Raw genomic sequence first — 13,823 nt, 5'->3', positions numbered from 1 at the left:
GCCAGCGGAGACGGGCCTCGCCGATCAGAACCCGAGGCACATCGCAGCGACACCGACGGCCATGGCCCACGACTCGGTCGTGAGCAGTCGTGCGGTCCTGCCGTGATGCACCGGCGCCACGAACCACTCGGCGACGACGGTCCACACCACGACCCCCACCACCCCGACCAGCACCAGAACCGACAGGACGCCGTCCAGTGCATGACCGCGGTGCCCCGCATCCGCCGCCTGCATCGACGCGCCGGTCGCTCCCGTGGCGTTCGTCGACGCGCTCTCGAAGGCGCACGCGGCCATCACGAGCGACACGAGGGCGCGGTGGCAGCACGTGGCCGCCGACGGCGTGCCCCGCACCCCCATGGTGCCGAGCATCGCCGAAAGCAGGAGGACGGCGCCGAGGATCAGCCCCGTGAGGGTGTCGCCGTCCGTGACGGCGAGGAACAGCATCACCGCGGCCATCACGAGGGCCGCCTGCCGTCCCTGCCACGGCACGACGCGCCACGCCGCGATGCAGGCGACCGCCGAGACGATCGCCGCTGCGGCCATCAGCCACGGTGCTGCGGGAAGGAGGTGTTCCACCCGGGAAGTATATTGAGCAATCGCTCAATCTAGCTAGACCTCGTCATGATGCGAGAGGATGGGCACGTGCCCCGCATCGTCGACCACGATGAGCGCCGCCGGCAGATCGCCGAGGCGCTGCTCGCCGTGGCTGCCCGCGACGGGCACGAGAGCGTCTCCTCACGCGCCGTCGCCAAGGAGCTCGGCGTCGCCACCGGATCGCTCTGGCACTACTTCGAGGGCTTCGACGAGGTCGTGCGCGCCGCGGCCGCCGAGGTCACCCGCCGCACCGACGCCCGCATCGCCGCAGCCACCGAGGGGCTGCGGGGACTGGCGAGACTCCAGGCGCTGATGCGTGAAGTGCTGCCGATCGATGAGACCACCCGCACCGAGGCGCACGTGGTCGTCGGCTTCTGGGGACGACTGGCGACCCTCGCCCCCACCCCTGACGCCGGAGCCCCCACACTCGCGACCTGGCAGAGCAGCATCCGACTCGCTCTCGCCGAGGCCGTCCACGACCGCGAGCTGCGCACCGACACCCCCACCGAGGCCGTACTGTCGCTGCTGCGCTCGATCACCTACGGGCAGCAGATCGTCGAGGTCACCGAGCCCCAGCCCGCGGCCGCGCACCTCGCGGTGCTCGACAGCATCCTCGCGCCCTGGCGCGCCTGAGCCGCGCCAGCCCCTCTCGACGCCCCGGGAATCGGTGGTTGTGGACCGCCGACGACCCGTCGTATCATCATCGCAACCCGTTTATTGAGCAGTTGCTCGAAAATAGTGAGGTCGATGATGTCCCACCACGCACCGCAGCCCGTCTCGATCGAGAAGATCGCCGCAGCGCACCCGCATGATCCGCTGACGGGCGACGAGATCGCCGCCGCTCGCGCGGTCCTCGACGCGGCAGGACTCCTGACGGAGAGCACCCGCGTGCCGATGCTGCTTCCCGACGAGATCACGAAGGAGGAGCTCGCCGCCTGGCAGCCCGGCGCCCCGATCGATCGCCGCGTCGATGTGACCCTGCTCGACACGGCGACCGGCGTCGCGACCGAGGCCATCGTGTCGATCACACGGGGCGAGGTCCTGCGCACCGCGCGCGTGCCGAACGACGCCCCGCCCTACGGCCAGCCGCAGTACCTGTTCGAGGAGTACGAGCGCGCCGAAGCGATCGCGAAGGCCTCCCCCGAATGGCAGGCGGCGATGACGCGCCGCGGCCTCGCCGCGCACATGGACCTCGCGTTCTGCGGGCCGCTCGCCCCTGGTTACACCGGACGCGCCGATGAGGTCGGGCGTCGGGTGATCCGCTCCCTCACGTTCCTCCGCTACGACGAACACGACTCGCCGTGGGCACACCCGGTCGAGGGACTCATCGTGCACATCGACCTCACGGCGAACAGCGTCATCCGCGTCGAAGACCATGGCGACGTGCCCGTCCCCGCCGGCCATGGAAACTACTACCCCGAGGCGCAGGGCGACGCTCGCACCTCGCTCAAGCCCATCGAGATCAGCCAGCCGGAGGGTCCGAGCTTCACGGTCTCCGGCTCGCTCGTCGAGTGGGAAGGCTGGTCGATGCGCGTCGACTTCAACGCCCGCGAAGGACTCGTGCTGCACGACGTCTGCTTCCAGGGTCGCTCGGTGCTCCGTCGGGCCAGCGTTCCGGAGATGGTCGTGCCCTACGGCGACACCGCCCCCGGCCGCTTCTGGATCAGCTACTTCGATGCCGGTGAGTACCTGCTCGGAAAGAACGCCAACCACCTCGAGCTCGGCTGCGACTGCCTCGGCGTCATCCGCTACCTCGACGGCTACGTCGCCGACGACCACGGTCACCCTGTGCGCATCTCGAATGTGATCTGCATGCATGAGGAGGACTACGGCATCCTCTGGAAGCACACCGATCTCGCCGGCCGCGCCGACGTGCGTCGCTCGCGCCGCTTCGTGGTGTCGTACTTCTCCACGATCGGCAACTACGACTACGGCTTCTACTGGAACTTCTCCCTGGACGGATCGATCGAGGTGGTCGCGAAGGCGACCGGCATCGTGTTCGCCGCGGCCGGCGAGCCGGGCGTCCGCCAGAAGCACGCGACCGAACTCGCCCCCGGCGTCTTCGCCCCGGTGCACCAGCACGTCTTCTGCGCACGCCTCGACGTGGCGATCGATGGCGAGGACAACCGCCTGGTCGAGGTCGACGCTCAACGGGTGCCGATGGGCCAGGAGAACCCCTTCGGCAACGCGTTCAGCTGGACCGAGACGACCCTCGCGACCGAAGCGGAGGCACAGCGCGAGGCGGACAGCTCGGTCGCCCGCGTCTGGGAGGTGCAGAGCGCCTCCCGCACGAACCGCGTCGGGCGCCCGACCGCCTACCACCTGGTGCCGGAGCCGACCGCTCTGCTCATGGCCGATCCCGCATCCTCCGTCGCCGCGCGCGCCGCATTCGCCACGAAGCACCTCTGGGCCACCCGGCACGAACAGGGGCAGATCTGGCCGGCCGGTCGCTATCCCAACGCCCACCAGGGCGGCGCCGGCCTGCCGGAGTACACCGCGGGCGATCGATCGATCGACGGAGAGGACATCGTGCTGTGGCACACGTTCGGGCTGACGCATTTCCCGCGCCCGGAGGACTGGCCCATCATGCCCGTCGACTACGCCGGCTTCTGGTTCAAGCCCTACGGCTTCCTCGACCAGAACCCCGCGATGGATGTGCCCGAGTCGACGCAGGCGCACGCGGTCGCGTCCACCGGCTGCTGCGGCGCAGGCGCGTGCACCTGCGAGCACTGATCTGCGAGACGTCGTCCCGCACGGCCGATCCCGGTGATAGCATCACGGAACGGATCGTATACAACGTCGTCGTTCCACCACCCGAGGTGATCAGTCATGAACGGTGCACCCGCCGCCCCCTCCGAATTGGTTTCCACGCTCGTCGCGCGCAACATCAGCGACTTCCGTGCCGCCGTTTCGGAGTCCTTCGTGCCCCTGCAGGTCACGACCGCCGGACCCGACCACTTCCGAGGGATCATCCGCGGAGCCTCCGTCGACGAGGTGCATGTGAACGACGTGCGCGCCACGTCGCATGTCGTCGAGCGCACCCCCGAGCTCATCGCCCGCGGCGACCGTTCGTATTTCAAGGTCAGCCTGATGATCGCCGGCACCGGCCTGCTGATCCAGGACGATCGCGAGGCCGTGCTCCAGGCGGGCGACCTCGCGGTCTACGACACCGACCGCCCGTACTCCCTCGTGTTCGACGACGACTTCCGCACGATGGTCGTGATGTTCCCGAAGCACCTCATCAGCCTCCCCGCCGAGATGGTCGGGCAGCTCACCGCCGTGCGCATCTCCGGTCACGAAGGCCTCGGCAGCATGGTCGTGCCGTATCTGACGCAGCTCGCCGGTAATCTCGATCAGCTGGCCGGCACGACGGGGGCCCGGCTCGCGCACAGCGCGCTCGACCTCGTGACGACGGTCTTCACACGCGAGCTCGGACTCGATCAGGTGTCCGCCGACCCGCACCGTGCGCTGGTGCAGCGCATCCGCTCGTACATCGACCGCAACCTCGCGTCGACCGATCTCGGACCCGCGTCGATCGCCGCCGCGCACTTCATCTCGACCAGGCACCTGCACGGGCTCTTCCAGGAGCAGGGCGTGACCGTGTCGACCTGGATCCGCACACGGCGCCTCGAGAAGTGCCGTCGCGACCTGCTCGACCCGATGCTCGCCGACCGCCCGGTCGCGGCCATCGCGGCACGCTGGGGCTTCGTCGACGCCGCGCATTTCAGCCGCGCGTTCAAGTCGACCTTCGGCGTCTCACCCAGTGAGTATCGCGCCGCGCACTGACGTTCCGTCTGCCGCGCGCACTGACGTTCCGTCTGCCGCGCACTGACGCTCCGTCTGCCAGGAAAACTGACGCTCCGTCTGCCGCGCACCGGCACGTTGCTTGCCCGGGAGGGCACGCCGGTTGACTCTCGGCGCGCGATGACCGCCGCCCCCTTGAGGGGATGAGGAACACCCCACCAGCATGAGGCAAGCGCACCGCGACGACGCGGTGCCCGGGGCGATGCGGCCCCGCCGCGTGCGACGTCAGGACCCTCATGACCGACACCTCCACCGACCCGGCGCTGGACGAATGGCGCACGTACGACGAGTTCGCCGCGGGCATCGACACCTTCCGCCTGCCGAACACGCCCCTCGCCGGCACCGCCCTCACCCTCACCCTCGACGACGACTCGACCCTGACCCTGGAGTTCTCCGAGGACGCCGTCGTCTGGAGCGGACTCGGAGCCTCCGGCACCGACCCGTACGACGCGGTGCGAGTGCGGGACGACGTCGTGTTCGTCAACATCCCGATGCGGAGCCGTCCGCGCGAGGCCGTCACCGTGGTGTTCTCCACGACGACGAACCGGGCGACCGTCATCCGTTCGCGCATCGCCCCCGAAGCCGTCGACGGCACCCCTCAGGTCGGCCAGGACTTCTGGGCGGCGACGACCGATGCGGGGCCCGTCAGCGGCGACGCCCCCGGCCCGAGCCGCGACCTCATCGGCAAACGCAACCTCTACCGATACAGCCCGCACCACCTCTACGAGCACGTGTACATCTCCAGCCGGCGCTATGCCTGGCAGTGCCTCGAGGGCGTGCAGCGCGGCCACGGCGACATGGACCTGTCGACCGTGTGGAAGTTCGCCGACGGCCTGTACCTGTTCTGCTTCCGCGAGTTCCGTATCGCGGTGGCCAGCGTCTGGCTGCACGACCTCGGCTACCAGTTGATGACCACGGGGATCTTCCTCGGACTCACCGGAGAGGGCGACGCCGAGCACTCGCGGGCCGGCGGCCACATCTACCCGCTGGGCGCCGTCTCCTACCCCGACGCCCAGCCCGTCTGACCGTTCGCCGCACCCCCACTCCGAGGAGAGCCCATGAGCAACGCCGACCTGATCCGCCAGCACTACGCCGCCAACGACCGCGGCGACCTCGACGGGATGCTCGCGCCGTTCGCCACCGACATCCGCTGGACCGAGGCTGCCGGCTTCCCGTACGCCGGAACGTACATCGGCCCGGATGCCGTCGCCCGGAACGTGTTCCGCCGTATCCAGGAGGAATGGGACGACTACACCGTCGCGATCGACGAGATCGTCGACGGCGGCGACGTCGTGGTGGCCATCGGCACCTACTCGGGCACCTACACGCAGACCGGGCGCTTCTTCGCCGCCCGCGTCGCCCATGTGTGGCGGGTCGTCGGCGGCGAGGTCGTCGCCTTCGAGCAGATCACCGACACGGAGCTCGTCAACCGCGCCATGCGCGCCTGAACACCGCACACCCCGCACAGCACCACCCGAACACAGCACCACCCGAACACAGCACCACCCGAACACGAGAGGCAGGAAGCACATGAACACACGAGCATCCGGCACCGCGGCGCTCCTCGCCGTGGCAGCCCTCACCCTCGCCGGCTGCGCCGGTGGAGACGGTGGAACCGGCGGTGGGAGCGGCGACCCGATCGTCGTCGGCTCCGTCAACACCATCAGCGGTCCCGCGACCTTCCCCGAGGCCTCGCAGGCCGCCGCCGCCGTGTTCGAGGCCTTCAACGAGGCGGGCGGGCTCGACGGCCGCACGATCGACTACAAGATGCTGGACGACAAGGGCGACCCGGCCACGGCCACCGCCTCCGCACGCGAGCTTGTCGGCAGCGACGGCGCGGTCGCACTCGTCGGCTCCGCCAGCCTCATCGAGTGCGAGATCAACGCCAAGTACTACGAGCAGGAGGGCATCCTCTCGATGCCGGGCATCGGAGTCGACACCGGCTGCTTCGACAGCGACAACATCTCCCCCGCGAACGTCGGACCGTTCAACGACATGACGCTCACGCTGCAGTACGGATCCGAGGTGCTCGGCCTCGACGACATCTGCATCCTGCTCGAGATCGCCGGTTCCACGCGTCCCACCTACCAGGCCGCGATCGACGAGTGGACCGAGATCACCGGCAAGAAGCCGAAGTACGTCGACGACACCGTCCCGTACGGCGCCTCCGACTACACGCCCTACATCGTCAAGGCACGCGACCAGGGCTGCAAGGCCCTGGCGATCAATCCCGTGGAGCCCGACGCGATCGGACAGGTCAAGGCCGCGAACGCCCAGGGCTGGGACGACGTGACCTGGCTCTACCTGACGAGCGTCTACAGCGAGAACTTCGCCGAGGCGATCGACGACGCGGGTGCGGGCATCTACGTGCCGGCGGAGTTCTACCCGTTCACCGACGACAGCGAGATCAACGCCGACTGGCGAGAGCTGATGGAGGCCAACGACATCCCGCTCACCTCGTTCAGCCAGGGCGGGTACCTCGCCGCGACGTACTTCATCGAGGTGCTCGAAGGGATGGACGGCGACATCACCCGCGAGACCGTCTCGGAAGCGCTGAAGGGCATGGAGCCGATCGAGAACCCGATGGTCGGAACGCCCTACGCGTTCGGCACCCAGAACACCGCGGGCTGGCCGATCATCCTCGAGTCCGGCACGAACGCCTGGGAGAAGGTCGCCGACGACTGGCTCCGCATCGGCGAGTAGTCACCCCTCGCCTGCCGCCGGGCGCATTACCGGCGGCAGGTCCCCCCTCGGAACAGAAAGGACGCCTCATGCTGCAAGGCGCCATCGCCGGTCTCGCCGCCGGCGGCCTCTATGCCGTCCTCGGCGTGTGCCTGACGCTGATGTCCCGACTCGTGCGCGTGGTGAACTTCGCCCAGGCCGCGACCGGGATGTTCGGGGCCTTCACCGCGGTGTGGCTCGTGCGCGAGATCGACCTGCCGATCTGGCTCGGCTCGGTGCTCGGCGTCCTGGTCGCCGGGCTGCTCTCGGCAGCGATCGGGTTCATCGCCGCGACCTGGCTGTCCGAGGCCTCCACCACCACCCGTTCGGCGATGACCGTCGGCCCCCTCCTGCTGCTCATCTCCCTGTCGTTCATCCTCTTCGGCAACAAGCCGCAGCCGTTCACGCCGATCATCGCCGGACCGGCGTTCTCGTTCGGCGGCGTGGTGATCAGCCAGGTCACGGTCGCGACCGTCGCGATGGCGATCATCACCGCCGTCGTGGTCCGCCTCGTGCTGCGCCGCACCAGGGTCGGCACGCAGCTGCGCGCGCTCTCGGAGCGCCCGACCACGGCGGAACTCCTCGGCATCCGCTCGCGCCCGCTGTCGATCGCCGTCTGGTTCGTCACGGGTGTGATCAGCGCGATGGCCATCATCATCGTGGCCCCCTCGCAGTCGAACGACGCGACCAGCCTCGCGATGCTCATCGTCCCGGCCGCGGCGGCAGCCCTGCTCGGCGGCTTCCGACGACTCGACCTCGCCGTCGTCGGCGGGATCGTCCTGGGTGTGCTCGGTGGTCTCGTCGCCCAGATCGACGAAGTGGCGCTGGTGCGCAACTTCCTCCCGTTCCTGTTCATCGTCGTCCTGTTGCTCTGGACGCAGCGCAAGGAGGTGTGGGATGCCGCTCGCTGACCGTCCCTGGTTCCGGATCACCTGGCCGTTCGCCGTCGCACTCGCCGGTATCGGAGCGGGTGCGATCCTCAGCGCCTCCCTGCCGGGGTACTTCGTCTTCCTCGCGATCAGCGCGGTCACGGCCGCGATCGCCATCCTCGGTCTCGGCATCGTCACCGGCTCCGCAGGGATGATCGCGCTCTGCCAACTCACCTTCGCCGCCGTGGGGGCCTGGATCGTCTCCCTGCTGAACGTGATGCAGGCGCCGGGCGGATTCATCGTCTGGCTGGTCCTCGGCGGGGTGGCGGCGGGCCTCGTCGGCATTCTCGTCGGCCTCCCCGCTCTGCGGCTGCGCGGTGTGAACCTCGCCGTCGTGACCCTGGGCTTCGCGGCAGCCGCCGACGTGACGCTCGTGCAGATCCAGTTCCCCGGTTCGGCTCAGGGCACGGCGATCGAGCGTCCCGAGATGTTCTCGAACGACCGGCAGTTCTTCTTCCTCTCCATCGTCGTGCTCGCCGTCTGCGCACTCGGCGCGTTCTTCCTGCAGCGCGGCCGGTGGGGATCGAGCTGGAAGGCCGTCGCGTTCTCCGAGCGCGGCACGGCCGCCGCCGGACAGAGCGTGCAGACCGCGAAGCTCACCGCATTCGCGGTCTCGGCCGCCCTCGGCGGCATCTCCGGCGGGCTGCTCGCCGGTCAGGTGCAACTCCCGTTCGCCTCGAGCTTCACACCCCTGCAGTCGCTGGCCCTCTACGTGCTCGCGATCATGTCGGGCGCGCACCTGATCGACATGGCGATCTTCGGGGGCCTGCTGTGGGTGCTGGTCCCCGAGCTCCTCAAACGCTGGGGCATCCCGCAGGACTGGGGCTTCGTCGTCTTCGGCGTGCTCGGTGTGCAGGCGCTCACCAGCGGCACGAACCTCGGCCAGGGCATCCGCAACCTGATCTGGCGCCGCGCGGATCGCCAGGCCGCCACCGTCGCGCTGACGGCGCTTCCCCCTGACGCCGGAGCGGATGCCGCGGTGATCACCACCACGACCACGGCCACGGTCGACGAGGCGGCGCTCGCCGGGACGCCGGTGCTCACCGTTGACGGCCTGACGGTGCAGTTCGGCACCCTGAAGGCCCTCGACGACGTCTCGTTCCAGGTTCCCGCCGCGTCGATCATGGGACTCATCGGTCCGAACGGAGCCGGGAAGTCGACGTTCGTCGACGCGATCAGCGGGTTCCTCCCGAAGCACACGGGGCGCGTGCTCCTGGGAGACCGCGACCTCGTCGGCCTCTCCCCCACGCGGCGCGCGCGTCTCGGTCTGCGCCGGACCTTCCAGCAGGACCGGGTGCCGCCGTCGCTCACCGTCGGCGCATACGTGCGGTTCGTGGCCCGGCGCCGGCTCGCCGCATCCGACATCGACGAGGTGCTCGAGTTCTTCGGCTGTCCGCCCGCGCGTGCACGCCTGTCGAGCGTCGACGTCGGCACACGCCGGCTCGTGGAGGTCGCCGCGAACGTCGTCTCCCGTCCCCGTCTGCTGATCCTCGACGAACCCGCCGCCGGGCTCTCGCATGACGAGCATCTCGCCCTCGCCGCGAGGCTGCGGGAGCTGCCTGCGCGCTACGGCGTCGCCCTCATCATCATCGAGCACGACCTCGATCTCGTCCGCTCCGTGTGCCCGACCCTCACGGTGCTGGACTTCGGCCGCGTGCTGGCCAGCGGACCACAGGCCGAGGTCCTCGCGAACCCCGACGTCGTCAAGGCGTACATGGGAGAGACGGAGCTGTTGAAGTGAGCGAACTCGTCCTGGACGGTGTCACCGTCAGTCGTGGCGCCGGTCCCGTGATCTCCGACGTCTCGCTGCGGGTCACCGGAGGCGAGGTGCTGGCGCTGGTGGGCCCGAACGGCGCGGGCAAGACGAGCCTGATCGAATCGGTCTCCGGCGTCACCCCGCATTCCGCCGGCGGCATGACCCTCGACGGCGAGCCGATCGACCGGCTGTCCCGCGTCGCGAGAGCCCGCCGCGGGATCGTGCACATCGAGCAGGGACGCGCCGTCTTCCCCTCGCTGACCGTGCGCGAGAACATCTCCCTCACCGCACGCACCCCCGGAGAGCTGGACGCCGCCCTCGCGCAGTTCCCCGAGCTCGAGAAGCGCATCGATGCGCCGACAGCCCTGCTGTCGGGCGGCGAGCAGCAGATGGTGGTGCTCGCGCGCGCGTTCGCCGCGAAGCCGCGCATCCTGCTCATCGACGAGATGTCGCTGGGCCTCGCCCCCGTCGTTTTCCTGCGCCTGATGCCGATCGTGAAGTCGATCGCCGATTCCGGGGTGGGCGTGCTGCTCGTCGAGCAGTTCACGCAGCTCGCCCTCGATCTCGCCCAGGAAGCCGTGGTCGTGGCGGGAGGCCGGGTGTCGTTCCAAGGGGCATCCGATGCCCTGCGAGCCGACCCCGGCCTCCTGCACCGCGCCTATCTCGGCGGATGAGCGCGGACCGCGCGCCGGATCACATCCCGGCGTGATCGAAGGCGATGGTCGGCACGTCGACCACGTGCGAGCCGCCGTCGGCGACGATCACCGCCCCCGTGATGTACGACGACTCCCCGGAGCCGAGGAACCGCACGACCGAGGCGATCTCGGCCGGTCGGGCGGGACGGCGCAGCGGCACGTCAGCGGTGACCTTCTCGTAGGCCTCCTCGCGGGAGCCGAGACCGGCGTGCGTGGCGAACTCGTCCATCTCCTCGTCGGCCATCGGCGTCTGCACCCACCCGGGGCAGATGGCGTTCACGCGCACACCGTGCCGGCCGTAGTCCCGCGCGAGAGTGCGCGTGAGCCCGACCAGGGCGTGCTTGCCGACCGTGTACCCGGCGACGGAGGGTCCGGCGAAGAGCCCCGCGAGCGACGACACGATCACGATCTGCCCCTTCGCCTCGATCAGCGCGGGCAGGGCCTCCCTCGCCATCGTGAAAGCCGTGGTGAGATTCGCGCGGATCGCCGCATCCCAGCTCTCGTCGTCGGTCTCCCCCACCGGCGAGAATCCGTGGCCGCCCGCGTTCGCGACCAGCACGTCGATGCGCCCGAACCGCGCGAGCACGTCGGCGACGGCAGCCTTCGCGGAGGCGGTATCGGCCGCATCCGCGATGATCGGCAGGGCCCCGACCGCGCGTTCGACCTCATGCAGGGGCTCCGGGCGACGCCCGACGACCACGACATGCGCACCTTCGGCCGCGTATCGTTCGGCGATGGCGGCTCCGATGCCCGTTCCTCCTCCGGTGATGACGACGACGCGTCCCGAGACGGTCGATCCGACCACAGCTCCCATGTGTGCTCCTGTGTGTTCTGGCGCGCGTGCGCTGTTGCTGCCCGACGCGGTCGCGTCAGGCGGGGAATCCCGAACGGGCGGTGTACCCGAAGTCGCTGAGGATGCTGGTGCCGTTGACGGCCCTGGTGCGAGGCGACACGAGGTACGCGACGTGGGCAGCGACCTCCGCTGCGCTCTGCACCGGGAACGGCGGATCGTCGAAGGCCGCAGCGCCGAGGTCGCTCCGACTCATCGGAGTGTCGACGATCGACGGGGCCACCGTGTTCACCCGGATACGGGTGTCGGCGAGGTCGACGGACAGCGCGCGAGCGAACTGGACCAGAGCCGCCTTCGACGTGCAGTACGGCACCATACCGGGCGACGCGACGAGGGCCGAGTCACTGGCGAGCAGCACCACGGAGGCGGCCTCCGCTTCGCGCAGCGCCGCCAGGGCGTGCTTCAGGACCAGGAACGACCCCGTCACGTTGACGGCGAGCACCCGATTCCAGACGTCGAGAGTGGTCTCCTCGATCGGCGTCCCCACCGGGCCGGACACACCGGCGCAGCAGACGACCGCGTCGAGCCTCCCCAGCGCCGCCACCCCGGCGTGCACGGCGGCCTGCACCTGGCCCTCGTCCGTGACATCGGCCGCCAGGACCACCGCATCCGGGCAGTCGCGGGCCACGTCGTCCAGCGCCGCACCGTCACTGTCGAGCAGAGCGACACGGACGCCCTCCGCAGCGAGCCCGTGGGCGGTGGCGCGGCCGATGCCGCCGGCTGCCCCCGTGATGAGGGCCGTCGTCCCCTGCAGCTGCAGATCCATCTCGTCCTCCGCACGCCGTCTGGCACCGGGCGGTGCGATCTGAGGACGGCGGTGTCGTCCCGGTCATCCTCCACCCCCTCATCGGCACCGCGAACGCTCGCCGAGCGGCTGTGCACGGTGACACCACCGTCCTTCGCTCAGGGTCAAGCGCCGCTGCGGCGGCACGAGCAGACTCGCTCTATCGACGATTCCCCTCGTCGTCGATGCCGTGTCCGCACGGCCGTCACCAGCAAAGGAGCCGACGTGGCAGACCCGACATCTGCGTCCACGACGCAGAACCACACCTCCCTCCGTCCTGGCGCCCTCGGCGTCGCCGGAATCGTCTTCCTCGTCCTCGCCGCGGTCGCACCGTTGACCGGCATCGTGGTCGTGGCCTCGCTGGCCATCGCCCTCGGCAACGGCGGCGGCACACCCATGTCGTTCTTCCTGGTGGCAGGGATCCTGCTGCTCTTCGCGATCGGCTACGCGCAGATGTCGAAGCAGCTGGTCAATGCCGGCGGCTTCTACGCCTTCGTGGTGAAGGGCCTCGGGCGCACCGGTGGCCTGATCGCGGGTCTGATCGCCACGCTGGGCTACAACTTCTTCGTGGTCGGCACGATCGGCACGAGCGGTTTCTTCATGCAGACGATCATCCGCGACCTCACCGGTCTCGATGTGAACTGGCTGGTGTGGGGACTGCTGTCGATCGTGGTGTGCTTCGTCCTCGCTCGGATCGGCGTCGACTTCAGCTCGAAGGTTCTGGGCGTCTGCCTGGTGCTCGAGGTGCTCATGCTGGTCGTCTTCGACATCTCCGTGCTCGTGCAGACCGGCTACGACCTGGCGGCCTTCAGCCCCGAGGCCGTGTTCTCCGGGTCGCTGCCCATCGGCCTGCTGCTGGCGGCGACCGGCTTCCTCGGCTTCGAGGCGACCGCGCTGTTCAGCGAGGAGGCGAAGCAGCCGCTGCGCACGATCCCGCGCGCCACCTACACCTCGATCATCGCGATCGGCGTGATCCTCGGTGTCACCACGTGGGCGGTCGTCAGCGCGACGGGTGTCGCCCAGGCGCAGGCCACCGCCCTCGAACATCTGCCGACCGGTGACCTGATCTTCTCGATCTCGCAGCAGTACCTGGGTGGTCCGCTGACGACCCTGATGATGATCCTGCTCCTGGTGAGCCTGTTCGCGGCGATGCTGGCGTTCCACAACTCGGCGACCCGCTACCTCTACTCGCTGGGGCGCGCGAAGATCCTCCCGCAGGCACTCGCTCGCACCCGCGCGAACGGTGCCCCGCAGCTCGCCGGCATCGTGCAGGCCGGGTTCGCGGGCATCGTCGCGATCATCTTCGCGATCGCCGGCGCCGATCCGATCCTCACCCTCGTGCCGGCGATGCTCGGCTTCGGCACCCTGAGCGTGCTGATCCTGCAGGGGCTCGCGGCCATCTCGATCGTCGTGTACTTCCGCCGCCGCCAGGATCCGCGGTGGTGGAGCACCTTCATCGCCCCCGGCATCGGGTTCCTCGGTATCGCCGCGATCTCGGTCCTCGCGATCGTGAACTTCAACATCGTGGCGGGGTCCGAAGAGCTCGCGATCCGGCTGATGCCGCTGCTGCTGGTGCTCGCCCTCATCGGCGGCATCGTCTACGGCGCCTATCTCCGCCGCTCCAGGCCCGCCGTGTACGAGGGCCTCGCCACCGACCTCGAGAAGTTCAGCGACCGCTGACCTCCCCGCC

At 69.5% G+C, this 13,823-nt stretch carries 13 protein-coding genes; 10 read left to right on the top strand and 3 right to left on the bottom strand.

The genetic code is table 11. From position 1 onward, the window contains the following. Positions 1 to 24: 24 nt before the first annotated feature. Positions 25 to 576: a hypothetical protein gene (locus tag ACLFA2_RS14730; RefSeq protein ID WP_426621552.1), complete on the bottom strand. Its 552-nt coding sequence runs from the start codon at positions 574 to 576 to the stop codon at positions 25 to 27. 66 nt (positions 577 to 642) lie between these two features. Between ACLFA2_RS14730 and ACLFA2_RS14725 the strand changes: the two genes are divergently transcribed. The 9 genes from ACLFA2_RS14725 (at position 643) to ACLFA2_RS14685 (ending at position 10,478) form a co-directional block, all read left to right on the top strand. Then, positions 643 to 1,227, top strand: a complete 585-nt coding sequence (locus tag ACLFA2_RS14725; protein WP_347123086.1) for a TetR/AcrR family transcriptional regulator — start codon at positions 643 to 645, stop codon at positions 1,225 to 1,227. 114 nt (positions 1,228 to 1,341) lie between these two features. Further along, complete coding sequence (locus ACLFA2_RS14720; RefSeq protein WP_426621551.1) at positions 1,342 to 3,327, top strand: primary-amine oxidase; 1,986 nt, start codon at positions 1,342 to 1,344, stop codon at positions 3,325 to 3,327. A 96-nt stretch (positions 3,328 to 3,423) separates the two neighbouring features. Then, entirely contained in the window at positions 3,424 to 4,380 is a 957-nt protein-coding gene (locus ACLFA2_RS14715; protein ID WP_426621550.1) for a helix-turn-helix domain-containing protein, read from the top strand. Between the two features lie 254 nt (positions 4,381 to 4,634). Further along, positions 4,635 to 5,423: a MoaF C-terminal domain-containing protein gene (locus ACLFA2_RS14710; protein ID WP_029260454.1), complete on the top strand. Its 789-nt coding sequence runs from the start codon at positions 4,635 to 4,637 to the stop codon at positions 5,421 to 5,423. Between the two features lie 33 nt (positions 5,424 to 5,456). Next, positions 5,457 to 5,846 (top strand): nuclear transport factor 2 family protein, encoded by a 390-nt coding sequence (locus ACLFA2_RS14705; protein WP_029260455.1) that lies wholly within the window; start codon positions 5,457 to 5,459, stop codon positions 5,844 to 5,846. A gap of 82 nt (positions 5,847 to 5,928) precedes the next feature. Then, positions 5,929 to 7,101: an ABC transporter substrate-binding protein gene (locus ACLFA2_RS14700; RefSeq protein ID WP_426621549.1), complete on the top strand. Its 1,173-nt coding sequence runs from the start codon at positions 5,929 to 5,931 to the stop codon at positions 7,099 to 7,101. Between the two features lie 68 nt (positions 7,102 to 7,169). After that, a complete protein-coding gene (locus ACLFA2_RS14695; protein WP_136025077.1) occupies positions 7,170 to 8,030 on the top strand; it encodes a branched-chain amino acid ABC transporter permease in 861 nt (286 codons plus the stop codon). After that, positions 8,017 to 9,789 carry an ABC transporter permease subunit gene (locus ACLFA2_RS14690; protein WP_021200353.1) on the top strand — a complete coding sequence of 591 codons (1,773 nt, stop codon included), beginning with the start codon at positions 8,017 to 8,019 and terminating at the stop codon, positions 9,787 to 9,789. The genes ACLFA2_RS14695 and ACLFA2_RS14690 overlap by 14 nt, the downstream gene beginning before the upstream one ends. Further along, positions 9,786 to 10,478 (top strand): ABC transporter ATP-binding protein, encoded by a 693-nt coding sequence (locus tag ACLFA2_RS14685; RefSeq protein WP_167253207.1) that lies wholly within the window; start codon positions 9,786 to 9,788, stop codon positions 10,476 to 10,478. Before ACLFA2_RS14690 ends, ACLFA2_RS14685 begins: the two co-directional genes overlap by 4 nt. Before the next feature lie 19 nt (positions 10,479 to 10,497). On the opposite strand, the gene ACLFA2_RS14680 is transcribed toward ACLFA2_RS14685, so the two are convergent. Beyond that, entirely contained in the window at positions 10,498 to 11,313 is an 816-nt protein-coding gene (locus ACLFA2_RS14680) for an SDR family NAD(P)-dependent oxidoreductase (protein WP_029260460.1), read from the bottom strand. 55 nt (positions 11,314 to 11,368) lie between these two features. Next, positions 11,369 to 12,115, bottom strand: a complete 747-nt coding sequence (locus ACLFA2_RS14675) for an SDR family NAD(P)-dependent oxidoreductase (protein WP_426621548.1) — start codon at positions 12,113 to 12,115, stop codon at positions 11,369 to 11,371. A 243-nt stretch (positions 12,116 to 12,358) separates the two neighbouring features. Between ACLFA2_RS14675 and ACLFA2_RS14670 the strand changes: the two genes are divergently transcribed. Then, a complete protein-coding gene (locus ACLFA2_RS14670; protein WP_021200035.1) occupies positions 12,359 to 13,813 on the top strand; it encodes an APC family permease in 1,455 nt (484 codons plus the stop codon). The last annotated feature ends 10 nt before the right edge of the window (positions 13,814 to 13,823 follow it).

The sequence above is a fragment of the Microbacterium sp. As-52 genome (assembly GCF_049949185.1).
Lineage (GTDB): Bacteria > Actinomycetota > Actinomycetes > Actinomycetales > Microbacteriaceae > Microbacterium > Microbacterium maritypicum_A.
The sequence above is the reverse complement of the archived record's forward strand: the minus strand, read 5'-3'. Positions and strand labels throughout refer to the sequence as shown.